This window comes from Caulobacter sp. FG7 (assembly GCF_057808875.1).
Map to the genome: position 1 here is coordinate 75,486 of NZ_JBMDIW010000018.1, position 22,777 is coordinate 98,262.

General features: G+C 69.8%; 17 protein-coding genes and 1 pseudogene. 12 read left to right on the forward strand and 6 right to left on the reverse strand.

Annotated features, from left to right (window positions below; translation table 11 throughout):
- Window positions 1-53: 53 nt before the first annotated feature.
- Both ACODR1_RS15950 and ACODR1_RS15955 read right to left on the reverse strand, forming a co-directional pair.
- On the reverse strand, window positions 54-1,397 hold the full coding sequence (locus tag ACODR1_RS15950; RefSeq protein WP_488881326.1) for a M20/M25/M40 family metallo-hydrolase: 1,344 nt from the start codon (window positions 1,395-1,397) through the stop codon (window positions 54-56).
- A 28-nt stretch (window positions 1,398-1,425) separates the two neighbouring features.
- Entirely contained in the window at window positions 1,426-3,720 is a 2,295-nt protein-coding gene (locus ACODR1_RS15955; RefSeq protein ID WP_488881327.1) for a TonB-dependent receptor, read from the reverse strand.
- Between the two features lie 247 nt (window positions 3,721-3,967).
- Between ACODR1_RS15955 and ACODR1_RS15960 the strand changes: the two genes are divergently transcribed.
- The 3 genes from ACODR1_RS15960 to ACODR1_RS15970 are packed head-to-tail and all read left to right on the forward strand — an operon-like array spanning window position 3,968 to window position 8,074.
- Entirely contained in the window at window positions 3,968-4,507 is a 540-nt protein-coding gene (locus tag ACODR1_RS15960) for an RNA polymerase sigma factor (RefSeq protein WP_488881328.1), read from the forward strand.
- Window positions 4,504-5,517 carry a FecR family protein gene (locus ACODR1_RS15965; RefSeq protein WP_488881329.1) on the forward strand — a complete coding sequence of 338 codons (1,014 nt, stop codon included), beginning with the start codon at window positions 4,504-4,506 and terminating at the stop codon, window positions 5,515-5,517. Before ACODR1_RS15960 ends, ACODR1_RS15965 begins: the two co-directional genes overlap by 4 nt.
- Window positions 5,501-8,074, forward strand: coding sequence for a TonB-dependent receptor (locus ACODR1_RS15970; RefSeq protein ID WP_488881330.1), 2,574 nt, complete (start codon window positions 5,501-5,503; stop codon window positions 8,072-8,074). The genes ACODR1_RS15965 and ACODR1_RS15970 overlap by 17 nt, the downstream gene beginning before the upstream one ends.
- Window positions 8,075-8,082: 8 nt before the next feature.
- On the opposite strand, the gene ACODR1_RS15975 is transcribed toward ACODR1_RS15970, so the two are convergent.
- From ACODR1_RS15975 to ACODR1_RS15985, 3 genes are read right to left on the reverse strand one after another with little or no spacing between them, the layout of a single operon-like run.
- Entirely contained in the window at window positions 8,083-8,400 is a 318-nt protein-coding gene (locus tag ACODR1_RS15975; RefSeq protein ID WP_488881331.1) for a DUF3325 domain-containing protein, read from the reverse strand.
- The gene (locus tag ACODR1_RS15980) at window positions 8,390-10,018 is read right to left on the reverse strand and encodes a PepSY-associated TM helix domain-containing protein (protein WP_488881332.1); all 1,629 of its coding nucleotides are present in this window, start codon (window positions 10,016-10,018) and stop codon (window positions 8,390-8,392) included. The genes ACODR1_RS15975 and ACODR1_RS15980 overlap by 11 nt, the downstream gene beginning before the upstream one ends.
- Window positions 10,015-10,269: a hypothetical protein gene (locus ACODR1_RS15985; RefSeq protein WP_488881333.1), complete on the reverse strand. Its 255-nt coding sequence runs from the start codon at window positions 10,267-10,269 to the stop codon at window positions 10,015-10,017. Before ACODR1_RS15985 ends, ACODR1_RS15980 begins: the two co-directional genes overlap by 4 nt.
- A gap of 146 nt (window positions 10,270-10,415) precedes the next feature.
- Between ACODR1_RS15985 and ACODR1_RS15990 the strand changes: the two genes are divergently transcribed.
- The 4 genes and pseudogenes from ACODR1_RS15990 to ACODR1_RS16005 all read left to right on the forward strand — a co-directional run bounded on the left by ACODR1_RS15990 (window position 10,416) and on the right by ACODR1_RS16005 (window position 17,392).
- Window positions 10,416-12,746 (forward strand): TonB-dependent siderophore receptor, encoded by a 2,331-nt coding sequence (locus tag ACODR1_RS15990; protein ID WP_488881334.1) that lies wholly within the window; start codon window positions 10,416-10,418, stop codon window positions 12,744-12,746.
- Between the two features lie 361 nt (window positions 12,747-13,107).
- Window positions 13,108-15,678 (forward strand): annotated as a pseudogene (locus tag ACODR1_RS15995) (TonB-dependent receptor); the annotation flags it as partial.
- A gap of 53 nt (window positions 15,679-15,731) precedes the next feature.
- Window positions 15,732-16,502 (forward strand): hypothetical protein, encoded by a 771-nt coding sequence (locus ACODR1_RS16000; protein ID WP_488881356.1) that lies wholly within the window; start codon window positions 15,732-15,734, stop codon window positions 16,500-16,502.
- 113 nt (window positions 16,503-16,615) lie between these two features.
- A complete protein-coding gene (locus ACODR1_RS16005) occupies window positions 16,616-17,392 on the forward strand; it encodes an IclR family transcriptional regulator (RefSeq protein ID WP_488881335.1) in 777 nt (258 codons plus the stop codon).
- 196 nt (window positions 17,393-17,588) lie between these two features.
- Here ACODR1_RS16005 and ACODR1_RS16010 read toward each other — a convergent pair whose 3' ends face one another.
- Entirely contained in the window at window positions 17,589-18,779 is a 1,191-nt protein-coding gene (locus ACODR1_RS16010; protein ID WP_488881336.1) for an NAD(P)/FAD-dependent oxidoreductase, read from the reverse strand.
- Between the two features lie 123 nt (window positions 18,780-18,902).
- On the opposite strand from ACODR1_RS16010, the gene ACODR1_RS16015 reads away from it, so the two are divergent.
- Genes ACODR1_RS16015 through ACODR1_RS16035 form a run of 5 tightly spaced genes read left to right on the forward strand, consistent with a single transcriptional unit; the run spans window position 18,903 to window position 22,720 of the window.
- The gene (locus ACODR1_RS16015; protein WP_488881337.1) at window positions 18,903-20,144 is read left to right on the forward strand and encodes an aromatic ring-hydroxylating dioxygenase subunit alpha; all 1,242 of its coding nucleotides are present in this window, start codon (window positions 18,903-18,905) and stop codon (window positions 20,142-20,144) included.
- Window positions 20,141-20,635, forward strand: coding sequence for an aromatic-ring-hydroxylating dioxygenase subunit beta (locus tag ACODR1_RS16020; protein ID WP_488881338.1), 495 nt, complete (start codon window positions 20,141-20,143; stop codon window positions 20,633-20,635). The genes ACODR1_RS16015 and ACODR1_RS16020 overlap by 4 nt, the downstream gene beginning before the upstream one ends.
- Window positions 20,632-20,976 (forward strand): non-heme iron oxygenase ferredoxin subunit, encoded by a 345-nt coding sequence (locus ACODR1_RS16025; RefSeq protein ID WP_488881339.1) that lies wholly within the window; start codon window positions 20,632-20,634, stop codon window positions 20,974-20,976. Before ACODR1_RS16020 ends, ACODR1_RS16025 begins: the two co-directional genes overlap by 4 nt.
- Complete coding sequence (gene gtdA / locus ACODR1_RS16030) at window positions 20,976-22,028, forward strand: gentisate 1,2-dioxygenase (protein WP_488881340.1); 1,053 nt, start codon at window positions 20,976-20,978, stop codon at window positions 22,026-22,028. Before ACODR1_RS16025 ends, gtdA begins: the two co-directional genes overlap by 1 nt.
- Window positions 22,025-22,720 carry a fumarylacetoacetate hydrolase family protein gene (locus ACODR1_RS16035; RefSeq protein ID WP_165255588.1) on the forward strand — a complete coding sequence of 232 codons (696 nt, stop codon included), beginning with the start codon at window positions 22,025-22,027 and terminating at the stop codon, window positions 22,718-22,720. The genes gtdA and ACODR1_RS16035 overlap by 4 nt, the downstream gene beginning before the upstream one ends.
- The last annotated feature ends 57 nt before the right edge of the window (window positions 22,721-22,777 follow it).

The window sequence follows — 22,777 nt, forward strand, 5'->3', positions numbered from 1 at the left end:
TGGAGAAAGGGAAAGAGGGCGCTGATCGCGCCCTCTTTCTTGTTTCCGGGCCTCTACTTGGCGCCGGCGACCATCAGGATCTGCGCCATGGTGGTGGCGATGCTCTCGACGTCGCGGGCCTTGTTGACCTCCATGCCTTCCTCCAGCGAGTGGCCGCGGAAGGTCACGAAGCCGGCGCCCAGCGTCACCGCCGGCTTGCCCAGGCTCATGGGGATGTTGGCGTCTGTCGAGCCGGCCACATAGCCCATGGGCTTGCCCAGCGCGTCGCCGACGGCGGCCAGCTGCTGCACGAACGGCGAGTTGGCCGGGGTCTCGCCCACCGGGCGGTCGCCGACCATCTTGTTGTCCAGGCTGATCACGCCGCGCTTGGTCGAGCGGGCGGCGTTCTCGGCCTCGACGGCCTTGGGCAGGATGGCCAGGTAGGCGTCCTCGACGGCCTTCAGCTCGGCCTTGCCCGACGAGCGCATGTCCACGGTCATCGACACCGCGAACGGGATCGAGTTGACCGAGGTGCCGCCCTCCAGCAGGCCGATGTTGTAGACCGTGCGCGGGTCGCTGGGGACCTTCAGCTCGCCGAACTGACGGGCGGCGTCGGCCAGGGCGAAGGCCGGGTTCACCGTGCCGAAGTCGCCCATGCTGTGGCCGCCTGGACCCTTGAAGGTGGTCTTGTAGCGCTTTGAGCCGACGCCGCCGTTGACGATCACGGTGGGGCCGCTGGGCTCCAGCGAGATGAAGGCGTCGATCTTGTCCTTGTACCTGCCCTTGAAGAACAGCTCCTTCATGCCGCGCAGGTCGCCGGGGCCTTCCTCGCCCACGTCGCCGACGAACAGGATATCGCTCTTGGTCTGGATGCCGGCGGCGTTGATGGCGCGCAGGATGGCCAGGATCGAGCCCAGGCCCACGGTGTCGTCGCCGATGCCGGGGGCGTAGAGCTTGTCGCCGTCGCGACGCACCTTCACGTCGGTGCTGGCCGGGAACACGGTGTCGAGGTGAGCGGCCACGACCAGCAGGCCGCCGCCGCCCGCACCCTTGCGCAGGCCCATGACGTTGCCGGCGGCGTCGGTTTCCAGGTCGGTCAGGCCTTCCTTGGCCAGCATGGCCAGGTAGGCCTTGCCTTTCTCGGCCTCGCCGAACGGCGGGGCGGGGATCTCGGTCAGGGTGACGATGTCCTCGACCGTCTGCTCGTAGCCTGCGGCCAGGCTCGCCTTGGCCGCCTTGAAGGCCTTGGACGCCATCAGGGCCTTGGCCTGCTTGGTGTAGGGCGAGGTCGGCTGCGGCGGGCGCACGTTGCCGAAGTCGACCTGGGCGGCGGGCTTGGCGGCTTCCTGGGCCAGGGCGGGCGCGGCGGCGGCGCAGAGGAGGGCGGCGAGAGCCGCCGAAGCGATGCGGGTTTTCATGCGATGATCTCTGTACGGATGAGCGGGATCAGAAAGTGCGGCGGACCATGACGCCCAGGGTGCGCGGGGTCAGGCTGACCACCTGGTCCAGGGCTCCGGCGGCCGAGGTGATCGAGACCGGACCCATCGAGTTGGTCAGGTTCTGGGCGAAGGCGTAGGCGCCCCAGCCTTCACCCTCGACGCCGACGCGCGCGCCGACCACCGCGTAGGACGGAACCTTCTCGTAGTAGACGAAGGTCGGGCGGAACTGCGAGGCGGTCTTGCCGGTGTAGCTGGCGTCCAGGTGCACGAGGCCGTTGAGGCCCTCGCCGATCGGCCAGGTGTAGTCGGCGTTCACCGAGCCGCTGAACTTGGGCACGAAGGGCAGGCGGTCGCCGGCCAGACCCGTCGAGCCCGAGACGGTCACCGACGAGTTGGTCATGTCCTCGGTCAGCTTGGCGTCGGACACGCCGATGGCGCTGCTCAGCGTCAGGCCGGTCATCGGCCGCAGGGTGGTTTCCAGCTCGAAGCCGCGGATGCGGGCCGCGCCGGCGTTGGTGATGATGAAGAAGTTCGCGCCGACGTTCGCTTGCGCCTGCACCTGGATGTTGTCCCAGTCGATCTGGTAGGCCGACAGGTTCACGGTCAGGCGACGGTCGAACCAGTCGCTCTTCACGCCCGCCTCGTAGTTCCACAGGCTGTCGGGCGCGAAGGCCACGAGGCCCGTGGTCAGGCCCGGGATGTTGTTGGCGCCGCCCGGACGGAAGCCCTTCGAGGCCTGGGCGTAGACCATCAGCGACTTGCTGACCTCGTAGTTGACGTTGACGCGCTGGACCCAGCCCTTGGCGCTGGCGTCGACCTGGCTGAAGGCGGTGACCGGCGAGTTGGAGATGACGTTGCCGATGGTCACCGCGCCCGAGACGGTCTTGTCGTAGTCGAAGCGACGGGCCCCGCCGGTCACCGTCAGGGCGTCGGTGACGTGGTACGACAGCTCGCCGAAGAAGGCCGTCTGCTTGACGTCGTTGTCGATGTAGCGGGCGCCCAGGGCGTCGAACGGCTGGATGGCCATGCCGGTCGTGGCGTCGGCGCGGGTCTGGATGCTGTCGACGTGGTCCTTGCGGGTCTCGTAGTAGACCCCGCCGGTCCAATCGAGCTTGTCTTCCAGCAGGCTGCCGCTGGCGCGCAGTTCATGCGTCCAGGTCTCCAGGCTCATCGGCTGCCACGAGACGGCCGGGCCGCGCGAGTCGGCCCAGGCGGTGTATTGCGACAGCTGGCTGCTCGAGCAGGTCGTGCCCGACAGGCCGAAGTAGCGGCCGCAGGCGGCGCTGCTGGTGCGGTTGTTGGCGATGTTGTTGGTCCAGTCGCTGTTCCGCAGCATCTTCCACTTGTAGTACGACGACGTCGCGGTCAGCGTCGCGAAGTCGAGGTTCCACTCGGCGGTGCCGTTGTAGAGCGCCAGCTTGGAGTTGCTCTGGGCGATCGTCCTGCGGTCGGACTTGTAGCGGCCGGCGGCGGCCGACCAGCTGGCCTGGCCGTCGACTTCCTCGTTCTGCAGGGCCGCCGTGGTGCGGATCGTCAGGTTCTCGGTGGGGGTGTAGGTCAGCATCAGGCGCCCGCCGCTGGCGGTCGAGCCGTTGATGTCCTGCTTGTTCAGCGGAACGCTGTCGACATAGCCGCCGCGCTGTTCGCGGTAGAGCACCAGGCGCGCGCCCAGCTTGTCCTGCACCAGCGGCACGTTGACCATGCCCTTGCCGTAGTAGCCGCCGTCGCCGTTCTTGGTGGTGGTCGCCTGCGCCTCGACCGCGCCGGCGTACTCGTTGGTGTCGGCCTTGTTGAAGATCACCCGCAGGGTGCCGCCCATCGAGCCCGAGCCGTACAGCGTGCCCTGCGGGCCGCGCAGCACCTCGACGCGCTCGACGTCGAACAGGTTGATGTCCGGCGTGGTCGAGCCGGCGTCCTGGGTGGTGCCGGTGGGGCCGGTCAGCGGGGTTTCGTCGTAATAGAGGCCGGTCGTGGCCTCGCCGGCGCTGCGCACGCCGCGCAGGGTGATGCGGCGGTTCGACGGCGTGCCGCCGTCCAGCGACAGGTTCGGCACCTGGCGGAAGTAGTCGTTGATGCCCGTGGCGCCGATCCGGCTGAGCTGGGCCTCGCCGACCGCCGAGATGCTGAGCGGGGTGTCCTGAAGGCTGGTCGAGCGCTTCAGCGCGGTGACGATGATCTCGTCGACGGCGGCGTCCGGCGCCTCTTGGGCGTGGGCGCTGGCGCTGGCCAGGGCGGCCAGGGCGGCCAGGGCGCTGGTGGCCAGGGCCGTGCGGCGGAGGGTGCGGAAGGCAGTGCGGTTCAAGTTCATCCCCTTCGTTGAGGACCGGCCAGAAGCTCGGTTCCGGGCCGCAAGACGGGCGAGGGGAGGTCGCCCTTACGACTTTTTTCGTCTCCGGGTCGCCTGGTGCGCGCCTGGTCAAGCTGCGCGCAAATTGGGCGCGTGCTGATTAAATGGTCGGCGATGCGGCCAAAACGCCGGTCTCGGCGCCGGTTCCGCCATCGTCTGGCGGCCAAGTTCGAATAGCCCGGCCCCAGAGCGGGAGAACGAGGTGTCCGGACAGTCCGCGTTCAGTCAGTCGGCGATAGCCGAGCTTAGGCCGGGCGGCATCGACGAGGTGGTGCGCCGGCACGAGGGCATGCTGCGCCGCTTCATCGCCCTGCGCATCGGCGGCGGGGCCGATGTCGACGACCTGGTGCACGAGGTCTTCCTGCGCTTCGCCCGTCGCCCGCCCGACGAGGGCGTCGAGCGGCTGGACTCCTATCTCTTCCAGACCGCCGCCAACCTGATCCGCGACCGCGCCCGTCGCCAGCAGGTGCGCCGCCTGGCCGCGCCCGAGATCGAGGACGACGCCGCCGCCCAGGTTCCGGCCACGCCCGAACAGACGCTGATCGATCGGGAAACCCTGACGCAGGTTCGCCAGGCCCTGGCCGACCTGCCCGAGCGAACCCGCCACGTGTTCCTGCTTTACCGGATCGACGGCCTGAGGCATCAGGCCATCGCCGACGCCCTGGGGGTGTCGATCAGCACCGTGGAGAAGGACGTGCGAAGGGCCATGGCCCACCTGACCCGACGGGTTCGCCGTCCATGAGCCCGGTTCCCGCCAATGACGGCCTGGCCGACGTCTACGACGCCGCGGCCGACTGGCATGAGCGCCGGCGCGCGCCGGGCTGGGGCGCCGCCGACGAGGCCGCGCTGACCGCCTGGCTCAAGGCCGACGCCGAGCATGTCGACGCCTACGCCGCCATGGCCGAGGTCGAGACGGCGCTCGACGACGCCGTCGCCGCCGGCGGGCTCGATCTTGAGCTTGCCCAGGCCCGCGCGACCTTCGCGCAGGGCAAGGCGCGCAACGCGCGCCGCAACTTCGCGCTGATGGCGGCCGGCCTGTCCGGCGTCGCCGTGCTGGCGGGGTTGGGCGGTTTCGCCTGGACGCGCGCGGGCGCTTCCGAACAGAGCTTCGCCGCCGCACCCGGGCAGCGCAGCGCCGTGGTCCTGGCCGACGGCTCGCGCGTGGTGCTCGACGGCGGCGCGCGGCTGACCGCCCGTATCGACCGACGCTCGCGCGACATCGTTCTGACCGATGGCCGGGCCTTCTTCGACGTCGCCCATGATCCTTCGCGTCCGTTCCAGGTCAGCGGCGGCGGCCATGTCGTGCGCGCCCTGGGCACGGCCTTCGAGGTCGACCTGGCGCCGGCCGCCAAGACCTATGAGGTCGCGCTGCTGCGCGGCCGGGTGCGGGTCAGCGGCGGGCAGCAGCCTGTGGAACTGGCGCCGGGCCAGGTGCTGGCGGCCGACGGGCAGGGGCGCGAGGCGGTCTCGTCGGCCGATGTCGCCGCCGCCACGGCCTGGCGCGACGGCCGGCTGGTGCTGAAAGGCGACGCGCTTTCCGACGCCGCCGCCGAGATCAACCGCCGGGGCGGGCGCCGCATCGTCGTGCGCGGCTCGGCCAAGGACCTCAAGCTCAGCGGCGCCTTCGGCGGCGACGACCCGCTTGCCTTCGCCCGCGCGGTCGCCGTGATCCACGGCCTGACCCTCGGCGAGGCCGCCGACGGCTCGATCGTGCTTTCGCCGGCCAAGGACACCGGTGCGACGGCCGACTAGCCGCGTGGCGCCGGCCTTCGCGGCCCTGGCGCTGCTGGCCGAGGCCCCGGCGGCGCCGGCGGCTCCCCTTCGTTTCGACGTTCCGGCCGGTCCGCTCGAGAACGCGCTGCAGGCCTATGCCGCCCAGACCGGGGTCGACGTGCTGTTCGCGCCCCAGGCCGTGGCGGGACTGCGCACGCCCGGCGGCCGCGCCCTCTCCGAGCCCGAGGAGGCCCTCAGGCGCCTGCTGCGGGGCAGCGGCCTGACCGCGCGCCGCATCGGCCCGCGCGCCTTCGCCCTGACCCCCGTCGCCGCGCCGCCCGCCAGATCCGCCGTCCGAACGCCCGATCCGCGCCAGCCCGACGCCAGGTCGCAAGCCGTCGAGCCGCTGGACGCCGTGCTGGTCCAGGCCCGCCGCCGCGAAGAGCGGCTGATCGACGTGCCCGCCTCGGTCGCGGCGGTGTCCGCCAATGATCTGGAGCGCCTCGGCGGCGACGGAACCCTGGCGCTACGCCAGGCGGCGCTGGGCCTCACCGCCGCCGGCCAGGTCTCGGTCGAGACGCCCACCCTGGTCATCCGCGGCCAGCGTCGCGCCACGGCTGGGGACTCCGCGCTGTCGGTGATCACCTATGTCAACGAGGCGCCGCTGCCCAACAACGGCTCGATCCTGCCGTCGTTCGACCTGTCGGAAGTGCAGGTGCTGCGGGGACCGCAGGGCGTTCTGTTCGGCCGCAACACCACCGGCGGCGCGCTGCTGATCCACACTAACGAGCCAGGACGTGACGCCTATGTCCGCGGTGCGACGGGCTCCTATCGCCTGCGCGAGATCGAGGCCGCCGCCGACCTGACCACGGCAGGCGCGCCGGTGGCGGTGCGACTGGCCGCCTACGGCCTCAAGCGCGACGGCGTGGTCGAAAACCTTGGCGCCGGCGGCGACCTCGACGACCGCGACCAGGCCGCCGTCCGCCTGTCGCTGGCCTGGAAGCCTGCCGGACCACTGTCGGCCCTTCTGGTGCTCGATGGGTTCCGGGCCTGGGAGACCGGCAGCGCCGCCATCCTGTCGGGCAGCTATCCCAATCCGCCGGACGTCACTGGCGGCGGCAACGGCCGCACGCCCGAGGCCGCGCCCTATTTCGACTGCGGCATGGCCGGCTGCGACATCGACATCGCTCTCTCCCGGCAGAGGGCGCGCGGGACCCGCGCCACCGACATCGACCTTCCCCCGCGCTCGGACCGTCGCAACGACGGGGCCACCTTGCGGCTCGACTGGCGCGAGGGCGGGCTGAACGTGCGCTCGGTCACGGCCTATCGGCGCAGCGTGCTCGACAGCGCCCTGGACAGCGACGGCTCGCCGCTGCCGCTGAACCAGATCGTCCGCCACATCGACCTTGGCCAGTTCACCCAGGAGGTGCGGGCCAGCGGCGGGGATCAGGATGGCGGCTGGCAGGCTGGCCTGTTCTACATGTCGACCGCGCCCGTCGGCGTGCAGCGCACCCTGTGGGCCAGCGTGGTGACCCCGACCAACCCCGCCCGCGTCGAGTTCCAGTACCGGCGCGGCGAGAGCCTGGCCGGCTTCCTCGACGCCACGCGGCGTCTGGGCGCGGGCTTCGAGGTGGAGGCCGGCCTGCGCTACACCCGAGACGTCTCCAGCGCCTGTCAGGTGCGGGTGGCCGCCCCGGCCGCCGACATCTCCGAGGCCGCCTGCGGCGAGGCCGGCCGGGCCCAGTCCTCGGCGCCGACCTGGACCCTGGGGCTGACCTGGCGCGGGCGACCGAACCTCACCCTCTACGCCGTCAGCCGTCGGGGCTACCGAGCCGGCGGGGTCAATGCGCCCAACTTCGGGCCGCTGCTCGAGGCCTATCAGGTCTATGCGCCCGAAAGCCTGACCGACGTCGAGCTGGGTCTCAAATGGGCCGGCGGCGCGGGCGACTGGCGCCATCGCATCGACGCGGCCCTGTTCCGGGGCTGGTCGCGCGACATCCAGCGGGCCCTGTTTCCGGCCGAGAACTTCGACGGCGACGGCATTGCCGCCAACGACCCGCCCAACCTTATCATCAACGCCGGCTCGGCGACGATCAGCGGCCTGGAGCTGGGCTGGCGCGGCCAGTGGACGCGGCGTCTGACGCTGTCGGCCTCGGCGACGCTCACCGAGGCGCGGTTCACCGCCCTGACCGTGCCGACCCTGCTGGCCGGCCTGACGCCGACCGATCCGGGCTCCCTGCGGTTCTCCTATTCACCGCCCTATACGGCGCGGCTGACAGCCGACTGGCGGCTGGTCGACAATGATCTGCGGGGGCGCTGGACCCTGTGGGGCGACCTCTTCCAGAGCGGGCGGGTGCGCTATGTCGAGCGCGCGCACGACAGCAACGGCATGCAGAAGGCGTTCGCCGTCGCCGGCGCGGGCCTCACCGTCCAACCGCCCCGCCGCGACGACCTGACCCTGACGCTGGCCGTGCGCAACCTCTTCGACGAGGTCTACGCGGCCGGCGGCGGCGCGATCACCCCGGCGGTGACGGCCACCTCGATGATCTATGGCGAGCCGCGCACGGTCGAGGTGGCCGTCCGGCGGCGGTTCTGATCAGCCGATCAGAGAAAGGCGAGGAACGGCGCGCAGATCAGGCCGACGCCCGCCAGCGCCGTCGCCGCCTTCGGCCGCCACGACAGCAGCAGCACCAGCAGGGCGGCCGCCACGCACATCTGGCCGACCCAGACGGTGACACCCAAGGCCGGTCCCAGCCGGAAGACGGCCACGGCGGCCGACAGCGCCAGCAGGCACCATCCCAGGACCCGCAGGATCCGCTCCGAAGGCAGGGCCAGGGGCTCCAGCCCCGACCTATGCTTCTTCATGGCCAGGGCCAGGCAGGTGAAGGCCGCGAAGCTAATCAGGCCGCTTTCATAGGGCATCGACGCTCTCCTTGACCGGCGCCGGCTTGGAACTGGCCGTTGCGGGCGCGCGGGCGGGCGCCTTCTGCTTGGGCGGCTGCGGCTTGCGCGAGGCCTTGAAGGCGGCCAGGCCGCACAGGGCGGCGATCGCCAGCATGGCCAGGTCGAAGCCGGCGAACAGCCAGTCGCCGGTGCGCAGGCTGGCGAGCAGTCCGCGGTCGGTGGTCACGGCGTTGACCACCGGCAGGGCGGCGAAGGCCAGCGTCGCCAGGCCAAGCGTCTCGATCCAGGCGCGACGGGCTGGGCGCAGCAGCGAGACCGCGGCCAGGCCGAACCAAGTCCAGAACATCGCCTTGACCTCCAGCTCCGCGCGGCCGGGCAGGTCGGCGGGGATCAGGCGGTTGGCCAGCAGATAGGCGGCCATGCCGCTGGGCAGGCAGGCGATGGCCCCGATGTTCAGCCGCTCCACCAGCTTCAGCCCGAAGAACGGGGCGGCGTTCGGCTTGCGGCGCTTGACCACCCAGAGAACGAGACCCGTCCCGACCATGGCCGCGCCTGTCAGGCCCAGCAGGAAATAGATCCAGCGCAGGGCGGGGCTGGCGAAATGGCCCAGGTGCAGGCCCAGCATCACGCCGGCCGTGGCGATCGCCGGACCGGGCGAGGGCGAGCGCGACAGCTCCTTGCCCGTCGCGCCGGAGAAGGTGATCGAGTCCGGCCGCGCGTTCAGCCGGCCGCCAGTGGCGCGCAGCAGGGTGACGGTCGAGGCCGCGTCGCCCGGATTGCGGATGACCACGGTGCGCGGGGCGTCGCCGCTCCAGGCCCGTCCTGCCGCCTCGATCATCGGACCGACCGGCAGCAGCGGCGCCGGCGTTCCCGAAGCCTTGGCCTCGGCCGGCGCGCCATAGGCGGCGGCCGTGAAGGCGTCGGGTTTGTCGAAGTTGGCCTTCACCGGCCAGGGCATATACATCGCCACCAGCGTGATCAGGCCGGTGTAGGTAATCATGGCGTGGAAGGGCAGGGCCAGCACCGCCGAGGCGTTGTGCGCATCCAGCCAACTGCGCTGACCCTTGCGCCAGCGCAGGGTGAAGAAGTCCACGAAGATCCGCTTGTGGGTGATCACGCCCGAGATGATCGCCGCCAGCATGAACATGGCGCAGACCCCGGCCAGCCAGCGTCCCCACGGGTGCGGCAGCTGGAGCTGGAAATGGAAGCGATAGAAGTGCTCGCCGCCGCGGGTGTCGCGGGCCTCCAGCGCCTGGCCGGTGGCCGGGTCCAGCTTCAGTTCGGGGCGGCGGGCCGGCGGCTTCTCGGGATTGGGCTTGGCGCGGGCGAACACCCGGGTCACGGCCGTGCGGTCGTCGGGCAGATAGATGAACCACTGCTGGTCGTCGGGCGTCGTGGCCTGCATGTGCCCGATGGCCGCCTGGGCGGCCTGATCGGCGGGTACGGACGCCGAGCGCAGCTCCGGCTGCATCCACTGGGTGATCTCGGGCCGGAAATAGCTGGCCGTGCCGGTCAGGAACATGGCGAACAGGATCCAGCCGGCCAGCAGGCCCAGCCAGGCGTGGATCCAGGCCATCGACTGGCGCAGGGCCCGCACGGGCGGGGCAGGGGCGGGGAAGGTCGGTCGCACGTTCACGCTCGGGCTCCCAGCAGGATCACCGCTGCGCCGGCGGCCAGCGCCGAGCCCCACAGCACCGCGGCCACGATCGCCAGGCGCCGCTCGTGGAAGGCCCACAGGGCAAGGCCCGCGAAGACCAGGAACGACAGGATCATGCCCCAGGCCGAGGCTTCCGCCGGAGCGATCGGCAGCAGGCGGGCCAGCAGCGAGGCCAGCGCCGCGGCGGCCGCATAGCCGCCGAACAGGGCGGTGAAGGCGCGGGCGGTCATCCGCGCGACGCCGGGCCATGCGGCCGGCTGTTTCGCTGATCGATCGTTGTTCACGCAACCTCCGAAAGTTGGCTTGCGCCTAACAACTCGTTTCGATAGTTGCAACTCATTATCAATCCTATCGACAATCTTGACGAGGAGTCCTCATGGTCATCCGTTCCAAAACCGCGCGTGGCGCGAACGCCAACGCCGGGGTCTTGCGAGGGCTGGCCGTGACCGTCGCCGCCGCGGCGGCGCTGCAGGGACTGGGCGCGACCGCCGCCTGGGCCGAGGACGCCGACACCGATTCCAACACCGTCGAGCGGGTCGAGGTGACCGGCCTGAAGGCGCGCCGCGCGGCCGCCGGCACCAAGACCGAGACCGCCCTGATCGAGACCCCCCAGAGCATCACCGTGATCGATGGCGACGAGCTTTCGCGCCGCAACGTGCAGTCGATCAACCAGGCCCTGGGCTTCGTCGCCGGCGTCTCGCCCAACCAGCGCGGCGGCATGGTCACGCGCTATGACCAGCTGGTGGTGCGCGGCTTCGCGCCGGGCGTGTTCCTGGACGGCATGCGCCTGATCGCCGGGCCCTATTCGACGCCGCAGATCGACTTCAACCGGATCGACCACATCGACATCGTCAAGGGCCCGGCCTCGGTGCTCTACGGCAACTCCACGCCCGGCGGCCTCGTGAACCTGGCCAGCAAGCTGCCGGAGGAGGGCAGCTTCGGCCGCATCGAAGGCCAGTTGGGCAACTTCGACACCCGCCGGGCGGCCGTCGACGTCAACGCGCCGCTCGACAGCCAGGGCAAGTGGCTGGGCCGCGTGCTGGCCGGCTGGCAGAAGGGCGACGGCATGACCGACGGCACCTTCAGCGAGCGCTATCACGTCAGCCCGATGGTGACCTTCGAACCGACGGCCGACACCAGCTTGACGCTGGTGGGCGCCTATCAGCGCTCGCCCAGCGGCGGCGGCTATTCGGGCGTTCCGGCCTATGGCTCGGTGCTGCCCAATCCCTTCGGCAAGCTGCCGCGCGAGATCAACACCGGCGATCCGGGCTACGAGCGCTACGACCACAAGGCCGGGTCGCTGGCGGCCTTCTTCCGCCACGACTTCAACGAGCACCTGACCTTCCGCTCGAACGCCCGCTTCCAGAACAACAAGCTGTCCTACCGCCAGCTCTATGTCGGCGGCTTCGCCACCACGGGCGTGGGCGCGGCCCGCAACAGCGACTATTCGACGATCATCCGGGGCGGCGGCGGCGCCGACGAGGATTTCGACACCCTGACCCTCGACAACCAGGTCAGCGCCCGCTTCGAGACCGGCGCGATCAAGCACCAGGTGCTGGCCGGCTTCGACTACCAGAAGATCACCGGCGAGAACTTCCAGCAGTTCAACACCGGCCAGACCAGCAATCCGCTGACCAGCATCCCCAACCTGTCGCTGTTCGCCCCGACCTATGGCGGCACGCTGCCCAGCATGGACCTGACGGTCCTGTCGTCGGCCTATGTGAACACCTACAGCCGCCGCGAGCAGAAGGGCCTCTACGCGCAGGACCAGATGACCATCGGCCGGCTGCAGCTGATCGCCAGCGGCCGCTACGACTGGTACGAGCAGGTCACCGACAACAAGAAGAACAACACTTCCAGCACGCTGGAACAGAACGCCTTCACCATGCGGCTGGGCGGGCTCTACGACCTCGGCGCGGGCCTGGCGTCCTATGTCAGCTATTCGGAATCCTTCGAGCCCCAGGCCGGCTCGACCTGGCAGGGCGAGGCCTTCGTTCCGGTCACCGGACGCCAGCTCGAGGGCGGCCTGAAGTACCAGCCAAAGGGCACGTCCGCGCTGTTCACCCTGTCGGCCTACCAGCTGGAGCGCCGCAAGGTTCCGGTCGCCGATCCGCAGGGCGGCACGAACGGCGTCCCGGCCAATTCGCAGATCCAGATCGGCGAAGTCCGGGTGCGCGGCGTCGAGCTGGAAGGCCGGGGCGAGGTCTCGCGCGGCCTCAACGTGGTGGCCGCGCTCAGCTACACCGACGCGATCATCACCCAGGGCGCGCCGGCCGTCGCGGCCACCGCCACCAACAGCGGCACGCCGACCACCACGGGCACCCGCCAGCTGGGCGTGCCGGAGTGGGGCGCCTCGACCTTCGTCTCGTACGACCTGGGCCGCGCAGGCCGGGCCACGGGGCCGGCGGCGGGCCTGCGCCTGGGCGGCGGCCTGCGCTATGTCGGCGGCTCGGACGGCACGACGAGCTATGCGGTGATCAACAACGTCACCACCTTCCAGCGCTTCCACACCGACGGCTTCATCCTGGTCGACGCCTTGGTCGGCTACGACCTGGGCGCGGCCAAGACCGAGCTGAAGGGCTGGGAGGCCGCGCTGAACGCCGCCAACCTTTTCGACAAGCGCCACATCTCGGCCTGTCCGTTCAACAACAGCTGCTATTTCGGCTCCGCCCGCACGGTGACGGCGACGCTGCGCTACAGCTGGTGAGACCTTCGGAGGGCCGGCCTGCGCTGGCCCTCCGGACCAACCGGAAAGGCGATTCCCTTCATGCAGCCTCGGGTTGTCACGGTTGCCGGGCCGCGAATAGGTTGTGCGCCAGGCGAGCGGCGATCTCCTTCCGGCAAAAAATGGGCTGGGACCGATGCCGGGGCGCCACGCTCGCTCCAGCGGCGCGTGACCCTTACGGAAAGCGGTTTCCAGACGATCTGGGCGTGCGACGTCACCGCACTGTCGTCTTTCGTGTTTCCGACTGACATCCAAATGTAGCGCCGGTGTCACGGCGTCACCCTAAGCGCCCCTCGCGTTTGCCAGAGGGGTCCACATGTCCAAGCCGTTCGCCGCCAGCCGCCTGATCGCCGGCCTGCTCGCCACCAGCGCCCTGTCGGCGCCGCTGCTCGCCCACGCGGCCGAGGACGAGGCGCCCAACGCCGTCGAGGAGGTGATCGTCACCGGTCAGCGCGAGGCCCAACGCGCCGCCATCGCCGTCAAGCGCGACGCCTTCGTGGTGTCCGACGTCGTCTCGGCCGACGACATCGGCAAGCTGCCCGACCACAACACCGCCGCCGCCCTGCGCCGCATCCCCGGCATCTCGGTGATGGAAGACCAGGGCGAGCCGCGCTTCCCGGTCATCCGCGGCCTGCGCTCGACCTACAACCGCACCACCATCGACGGCGCCCTGGTGGCCTCGGTCGACGAGAGCGGCCGCACCGTGCCGATGGACATCGTGCCCTCGGTGATGGCCGGCCGCCTGGAGGTCATCAAGACCGTCACGCCCGAGAACGACGGCAACGCCATCGGCGGCGTCATCAACGTCACCACCCGCAGCGCCTTCGACGCGGGCCGGCCGTTCTTCAACGGCATGGCCTCTTATGGCAGCTACGAGCGCCACGGCGACGTGCGCAACGACAAGCCTTCCTACCGCCTGGCCTTCGCCGCCGGCCGCACCTTCGGTTCGGAAGACCAGTGGGGCGTGGTCATCGGCGCTTCGCACGAACAGCTCGACTACGACATCCCGCAGGTCGAGGCCGCCGATCCCAGCGTGCGCGAATACACCGCCGCCGGCGCGCCGGTGCTGTCGGGCGCGGCCAACGGCAACGGCATCCAGGTGCCGACCCAGCTTCGCCTGTTCTGGTACAACAACACCAAGCAGCGCAGCGGCGTGAACGGCAAGGTCGAGTACCGCCCGACCGACGATTTCCGCTGGGAGGCCTCGGCCCTGTTCTCGCGCATGGAGGACGACGAGGAGCGCATCGAGTACCGCATCGAGCCGCTGGGCAACGTCGCGAACCAGACCGCCACCAGCGGCAGCTTCGCCCGCGGCCGCGGCATCATCCAGCTGAACCAGCCGATCACCAAGCGCGAGATCGGCATGGCCCGCACGGGCTTCGCCTGGAGCTTCGCCCCGCAGTGGAAGCTGGACGGCGACCTCGTCTACTCGCAGGCCGGCCTCGAGGTGCCCAACCACTCGGTGGAGTTCCGGACCGTCGACGCCCAGGGCGCCAACTACGGCTTCACCTACGACACGACCAACCCGCTGTTCCCGATCTTCACCTCGACCAACGAGGCGGCGATGCGCAATCCGGCCAACTACGTGCTGCAGCAGCACCGTGACGCCCTGACCAAGACCGACGAGAAGACCAGCCAGGCCCGCTTCAACCTGGCGTTCGACGACGACGGCGCCTGGAAGGCCAAGGTCGGCGGCGTGCTGCGCTCGACCAAGCGCGACTTCACCAACAGCCAGGTCAACTACCGCGCCGGCACGGGCTTCACCTACACCCTGGCCGAGGTGGATACGTCCGGTCCCGACCAGCTGATCGCCGGCCGCTACCGCCTGAACCCGCGCATCGGCGCGGCCGAGGCGATGGCCTTCTTCAAGGCCAATCGCGACCGCTTCACCACCACCGCTGCCGCGCCCACCGGCAACTACGGCGTCGACGAGGACATCTACGCCGGCTACGGCCAGGCCAGCTACCAGTTCGGCGACGTCACCGTGCTGGGCGGCCTGCGCTACGAGCACACCAAGGTCTCGTCCAGCGCCATCCGCAACACCGGCGGCGTGCTGACGCCCACCAGCAACGACGGCTCCTACGACAACTGGCTGCCCAGCCTGCACGTGCAGTGGAAGCCGGCCGACAACTGGATCGTCCGCGCCGCCTGGACCAACACCATCGGCCGCCCCGACTACGGCTCGCTGGCCGCCACCGAGACCCTGAACTTCGACGGCAGCCAGCCGACCCTGTCGCGCGGCAATCCGGGCCTGAAGGCGCGCGAGAGCAAGGGGCTGGACTTGTCGGTCGAGTTCTATCCGACCGACGGCATGGTCTCGCTGGCGGTGTTCAGCAAGGACATCAAGAACGAGATCTTCACGCTGAGCTCGACCGAGACCCTCGATGTGGGCCGGGGTCCGGAGACCGTGCTGGTCTCGACCCCGCGCAACGCCGAGACGGCCAAGATCAACGGTGTCGAGTTCGCCGTGCAGCAGGCCTTCACCTTCCTGCCTGCGCCGTTCGACGGCTTCGGCTTCAACGGCAACGTCACCTGGCTGGACACCGAGTTCACCTTCCTGACCTCGGCCGGCCCGCGTGTCACCGGCCTGTTCCAGCAGCCCGAGATCACCACCAACGAGTCGATCTACTACCAGCGCGGCCCGTTCGAGGCCCGGATCTCGCACAACTACATCGGCGGCCAGCTGGAGACGATCAACGACGCCAACCCCAATTCCGACCAGTATTGGAAGGGCCGCCACGTATTCGACGCCAGCCTGTCCTGGCGCTTCGCCGACCACTACACTGTGTTCGTCGAGGGCCAGAACCTCTCCAACACCGGCCGCCAGGAAGTCACCGGCCCCGGTCGCGGCTACCTGCAGGAATGGGCCAACTATGGCCGCACCTACTGGGTTGGCGCGGCGGTCAGCTTCTAGGAGAGAAGGCAGGGAGACCGATCATGATCCTGGAACTCATCGCGGCCCTGGCCATGCAGGCGGAGGCTCCCGCGGTCTCCGCGGCGCCGGCCCGCAAGGCGCAGACCGTCCGCCGCTACGACGCCGGCGCCAGCCAGGGCGCCGCCGCTGGACCCAGCGACGTCTATTCCGTCAGCAACTGGCGCATCGTCCGCTTCGACAAGAAGACCGGCGAGAAGCGCGCCGAGTGGACCGGCGACAAGGCCCGCTTCCCGCACATCAATTCGTGCGCGGTGATCGCCAGGGAGCTGGTCTGCGCCAGTTCCAACTTCCCCGCTGTGCCGCATGTCAGCACGGTCGAGGTCTTCGACCCCATGACCCTGGCCCACAAGCGCAGCATCTCGCTGGGCCTGGGCACGGGTTCGATCACCTGGGTCGACCGCCACGACGGCGCCTGGTGGGCGATGTTCGCCAACTACGACGCCAAGGGCGGCGAGCCTCCGCGCGACCACCGCCACACCACGCTGGTCAAGTTCGACGACCAGTGGCGGCGCCTCGAGGCCTGGGCCCTGCCGGCCAGCGTGCTGGAGAAGATCAAGCCGATGAGCATTTCCGGCGGCGGCTGGGGCCCGGACGGCAGGCTCTATCTCAGCGGCCACGACCTGCCCGAGCTCTATGTGATGCAGCTGCCGATGGGCGGCGGGGTGCTCGACCATCTCGACACCATCGGCATGGAGGCCGAGGGCCAGGCCATCGACTGGGACGAAAGCGACAAGGGCATGCTGTACGGCATCACCCGCCGCAGCCGCGAGGTCCTGGCCATGCGGGTTCCGCTGGTGAAGTAGTTTCTGCGATCAGTTCGCATCTATGAACACCTAAGGGGCCCCGACGCCTTGCGAGTCGGGGCCCTGGCGTTTCATCATCGGGTTCAATCGCTTCCCAGCGCAGGACCCAGCCAGTGACCGACCAGGATTCCAAGCAGCGTTCAGGCATCCAGTCGGTCGGCATCGGCCTGCGGGTGCTGGACGTGCTGGCGACGCTGGACGGCCCGGCCGCCCTGGGCGTGATCGCCCAGGCCTCGGACCTGTCGGCTTCGCAAGCCCACCGCTACCTGGCCAGCCTGGTCGCCTCGGGCATGGCTCGGCAGGACGCGGCGACCGGCCGCTACGACCTTGGCCCCGGCGCCCTGCGCCTGGGTCTCGGCGCCCTGGCGCGGGTCGACGCCTTCCGCGAGGCAGACGAGGCCATCACCGTCTTCTCGCGCGAGACCGGCCGCACGGTGCAGATCGCCGCGCTGGGCCCCAGCGGGCCAATCGTCGTGCGCTGGGCCATGGGCTCGCCGCCGGTGGCGACCTCGCTGATGGTCGGTTCGTCCTTGCCGCTGCTGCGCTCGGCTACCGGCCACGTGTTCCTGGCCTTCCGTCCCGAAAGCCACACCCGCCACATGGTCGAGCGCGAGACGCAGGCCGAGCGCGGCCTGGCGCCCGTCGACGTCGAGGCCCTGCGCCGGCGCGTGCGCCAGACCGGCTATTCGGCGATCTCCGGCTCGCTGATCCCGGGCCTGCGGGCCACGGCCCTGCCGATCTTCGACCTGCAGGGCGAGGCCGTCGTCACCGCCACGGTGCTGGCCACCGACGCCTTCGTGCCCGACCGCGACGACGAGGTCCGCCGGGCCCTGGCCGCCGTCTGCGACCAGGTGACCACCACCATCGGCGGCCGCCGCCCGGTGGTTTGACCAGGTCGGAATTCAGCACACAATCCGTCGTCATCCCGGAAAGCGCGAAGCGCTTATCCGGGACCCAGGGGACTGGGCGCGGCGCCTGAACTCACCGCCGGGCGCGGGCGGCTGAGGCATTGCGGGCCGCCCCTGGGTCCCGGCTCTACGCCCCGCTGCGCGGAGCTTCGGCCGGGATGACGAGCTAGAGGGGTTTTCAGGCCGCCGCCTTGCGCAGGTCCGTTCCCGGATCCCCGGCCAGCTCGGCCTTCAGTGGCTTGCCGATCAGGCGGCGAGCCGAGGCGAAGTCGCGGGGCTGGTCAAGGCAGGCCGCGCCCACCAGGAGACCGTCGCGCAGGTAGAGCCTCACAGCCTCGCCGCGCGCCACGACCGTGTCGCCGGCGGCCGGATCGCCCAGGATCTGAAGGTTGTGGCCGCACTGGGCGGTCCAGAACCATGGCGTGGGTTCCGTTTCGGCCGGTTGGCCCAGGATCGCCAGGGCCGCGGCGCGGGCCGAGCTCTGGGCGTGGGCCCAGGTCTCCATGCGCTGCGGCGCGGCCGCGTCGCCGAACCGGCGGAGGGCCAGATCCCCGATGGCGTAGATGTTCGCATCGCCGATCGAGCGATAGGCCTCGTCGACCAGCACGCCGGCGCCGACCGGCAGGCCGGCGGCCTCGGCCAGTTCCGCGCGCGGCGTGATGCCGATGCCGACGACCACCAGGTCGGCCTCCAGGCTTTGGCCGTCGTCGAGACGCACGGTGAGCGTCTCTTCGCCCGGCTCGATGGCGGCCACCGAGCGGCCGAGGCGAATCTCCACCCCGACCCGGGCATGGGCGGCGGCCAGCCAGTCGGCTGCGTCTCCGGGCACGTTGCGGCCCAGAAGACGCTGGCCGGTCTCGATGACGATGGCGGTGAGGCCAAGCTCCTGCAGCGTCGAGGCCGTCTCCAGCCCGATCACCCCGCCGCCGATCACCACGGCGCGGCCGCCGGGTTTCGCCGCCGCCGCGATGGCCTTGGCGTCGCCGGTCGTGCGCAGCGGGAAGATCCTGGGATGAGCAGGGAAGGGCAGCTCTCGAGGCGCGCCGCCGGTGGCCAGGATCAGCTGGTCATAGGGCAGGGCGCTTCCATCCGAGAGCGTCACGGTGCGGGTCTCGCGGTCGATCGCGGCCGCCGCGACTCCTAGCCGCAGGTCGACGCCCAGCTCGGCCCAGCGGGATTCCTCGGCGAGGTAGACGGGGGCGCCATCCTTGCCCGACAGGTACTCCTTGGAGAGGCTGGGGCGTTCGTACGGGGGCTCGGCCTCCTCGCCGACCAGCGTGATCGCTCCCGAAAAACCCAATTCTCTCAAGGTGATGGCGGCGGCTCCGCCGGCATGTCCGGCGCCGACTACGACGATGCGTTGTTCCATGGCGTGTGCTTCCTCTCGCGTTGCATATTATGCAATGCATTTGACATGGATCAAAACCCACGACAGGGTGAGGGTCAATGGCGACGTGAGATCGCCGCTTCGACCACCGTCTGGGAGCTGCCCATGACCATCCCCGTTCGTCCCCCGGAAGGCCGCCTGTGGCCCGTCGATGCGGATGCCGCCGTCCCGTACTGGGTCTATTCCGACCCCGAGATCTACGCCGAGGAACTGCGCAAGATCTGGTACGGCCCGCACTGGCTGTACGTCGGCCTGGAGTGCGAAATCCCCAATGTCGGCGACTGGAAGACCGCCACCCTCGGCGAGCGTCCGGTCGTCATGGTGCGCAGCGCCGAGAACGAGATCTCGGTCGTGGAGAACCGCTGCGCCCACAAGGGCGTGAAGTTCTGCCAGGCGCGCTTCGGCCATTCGGAGGAGCTGATCTGCCCGTATCACCAGTGGTCGTACGCCCTGAACGGCGACCTGCAGGGCGTGCCGTTCCGCCGGGGCGTCAAGCGCCAGGGCGGCATGCCGGCCGACTTCGACCTGAAGCAGAACGGCCTGACCAAGCTGCGCGTCGAGGAAGTCAACGGCGTCGTCTGGGCCACCTTCTCCGAAGAGACCCCAGCCTTCCGCGACTATCTCGGCGAGAAGTTCTGGAAGCACTACACGCGCGTCTATGACGGCCGGAAGCTGGAAGTGCTGGGCTACAACCGCCAGCACATTCCGGCCAACTGGAAGCAGATGCAGGAGAACATCAAGGACCCGTACCACGCGGGCCTGCTGCACGTGTTCTTCGCCACCTTCGGCCTGTTCCGCGCCGACCAGAAGTCGGCCGTCGATATCGACGACGAGGGCCGCCACGGCATCCTGATCTCGCGCAAGGGCGAGCAGGAAAAGACCGAGGCCATGGCCGACATCCGCAACTTCCAGGGCGACCTGGTGCTCGAGGATCCCCGCGTCATGGACGTGGTGCAGGAGTTCCCCGGTGAAGAGACCGTGGGGATGATCACCATCTTCCCCAGCGTGATCCTGCAGCAGCAGGTCAACTCGCTGACCACGCGCCAGATCGTGCCCAAGGGCCCGGACGGGTTCGACTTCCACTGGACTCACTGGTGCTATGCCGACGACACCCCGGAGATGCGCCTGCGCCGCACGCGCCAGGCCAACCTCTTCGGCCCGGCCGGCTTCGTCTCGGCCGACGATGGCGAGGTGCTGGAGATGACCCAGCAGGGCGCCACCCCGTCTCCCGACGCGCACATGATCCTGCAGATGGGCGGGCGGGCCATCGAGAGCACCGACCACCAGGTCACCGAAACGGCCGTGCGCGGCATGTACCGCTACTGGCGAAAGGTGATGGGCCTGTGAGCACGACCCTGACCGACCGTCCGGCCGCGATCACGCGCGATGCGATCCGCGACCTCTATGACGACTACTACGCAACCCTGGACGAGGTGCGGCTGCACGACTGGCCAGAGTTCTTCATGCAGGACTGCCTCTATCGGGTGATCCCGCGCGAGAACTTCGAGGCCGGCTACACCCTCAGCACCATGCAGGCCGAAAGCCGCGGCATGCTGAAGGACCGGGTGACGGGCCTGACCCGCACCCAGATGTACGCGCCGCGTTACTACCGTCGCTTCCCGACCGCCCCGCGCATTGTCGGCGAAGAGACCGGCGGGGTGCGCACGCGCCACAACCTGCTGCTCGTCCAGACCCTGATCGACAAGCCTTCGGAGATCGTCCTGTCGGCGGTCTGCCACGACCTGATCGTGGCCGACGAGGGCCGCCTGCGCTTTGCCGAGCGCGTGGTGGTCTTCGACTCCGAAATGCTCCCCAACAGCTTGGTGTACCCCGTATGACCGACGTCATCGACAACGTGGCGCTGACCTGGGCGCCCGCCGTTCCGCCCTCCGACCTCGAAGAGTTCGGCGTCGCCGCCGCCACGGTCGGCGGCCTGAAGGTGTCCCTCTACGCCGTCGACGGCGAATACTACGCCACCGCCGACCTCTGCACCCACGGCCAGGCCAGCCTGGCCGACGGCTTCCTCGACGGCGAGCTGATCGAATGCCCGCTCCACCAGGGCACGTTCAACGTCAAGACCGGCGCCGCCGTCGGCGCGCCGTGCTCGGTCGCCGTGCGCACCTTCCCGGTGAAGCTGGAAGGCGGCCTGCTGCATGTCGGCCTGCCGGGAGCCGCCTGATGGAGACGGTGCTTCGCAACGACCAGCGCAGCCAGCTCGAGGCGCTGTACGAGCAGATGGAGCCCGAAGGCCTCTATCCGCTCTGGGAAAAGTTGAGCGCCCTGGTGCTGCCCCAGCCGGACTCGCCGGCCAAGGTCCACAAGTGGTCCTATGACAGCGCCCGGGACTACCTGATGCGGGCCGGCGACCTGATCAGCGCCAAGCAGGCCGAAAGGCGTGTGCTGATCCTGGAAAACCCGGGGCTCGGCGGTTTGTCGAGCATCACGCCGAGCCTCTACGCCGGCCTGCAGCTGATCCTGCCGGGCGAGATCGCGCCCGCCCACCGCCACGCCCAGTGCGCGCTGCGCTTCGTGCTGGAAGGCGAGGACGCCTACACCTCGGTGGACGGCGAGAAGGCCGTGATGCGGCCCTTCGACCTGGTTCTGACCCCCGGCGGCCAGTGGCACGACCACGGCAACCCGACGGCTAAGCCGATGATCTGGCTCGACGGCCTGGACATCCCCACCGTCCGCCATTTCGACGCCAGCTTCGCCGAGGGCTATGCCGAGGACCAGTTCCCCGAGCAGGTCCCGGCCGGCGACAGCCTCAACCGCTACGGCCGCAACATGCGTCCGCTGAAGGGGCATACGGCCGACCGCCGTCCGGCCCACCAGCCGCTGTTCCACTATCCCTATGCGGAGTGGCGGCCGGCGCTGGACGCCATGGCCAAGGGCGCGGAAATCGATCCGCACCTGGGCCACGCGCTGGAGTTCCTCAACCCCGTCAACGGCGGGCCGATCATGTCGACGATCTCGGCGCATGTGCGGCTGATGCCGACCGGGTTCGAGACCCGCGACCGCCGCTCCACCGACGGCACGATCTTCGTGGTCGTGGAAGGTGAGGGCGAGGCCGTCGTCGAGGGCGAGACCATCGCCCTTGCCCCCCGCGAGATCCTCGTCGTCCCGTCGTGGAAGACGGTCCGTTTCAAGGCCCAAAGCCAGCTCGTCCTGTTCGGCTACTCCGACAAGGCCTGCCAGGAAAAGCTGAACCTCTACAAGGAAGAAAACCTGTGAGCCTGATCTTCGAACCCCAGGCGCCGGTCCTGGCCGCCACCTCCACCGGTGAGCAGTTCCCGGTTCGCCGCATCTTCTGCGTCGGCCGCAACTACGCCGCCCACGCCCGCGAGATGGGTCGCGATCCCGACCGCGAGCCGCCGTTCTTCTTCACCGCCTGGGCCGAGACCGTCGTGCCCGACGGCGCGACCATCGCCTATCCGCAGAAGACCAAGGACTTTCATTACGAGGCCGAACTTGTCGTCGCCATCGGCAAGACCGGCCGCGACATCGCCGTGGAAGACGCCCTGGACCACGTCTGGGGCTACGCCACCGGCCTGGACATGACCCGCCGCGACCTGCAGCTGGAAGCCCGCGCCCAGGGCCGCCCCTGGGACACCGGAAAGAACGTCGAGCAGTCCTCGCCGCTGGGCCTGATCCAGAAGGCCGGCGAAGGCTTTGATCCGACCAAGGGCGAGATCAAGCTGACGGTGAACGGGCAGACCAAGCAGCAGGCCGACCTCGCCGACCTGATCTGGCCGGTGGCCGACATCGTCGCCTACCTCTCGGGCCTCTACCGCATCGAGCCGGGCGACCTGATCTACACGGGCACCCCCGCCGGCGTCGGCGCCGTGGTCGAGGGCGACGCCATGGTCGTCACCATCGAGGGCCTGGCCCCGCTGAACATCACGGTCGGGCCGCCCGCGGCCTGATCGCGACACACCAAGACTAGGGACGAGGGGAGCGGCCAACAGAGCCGCCCCCTCTTA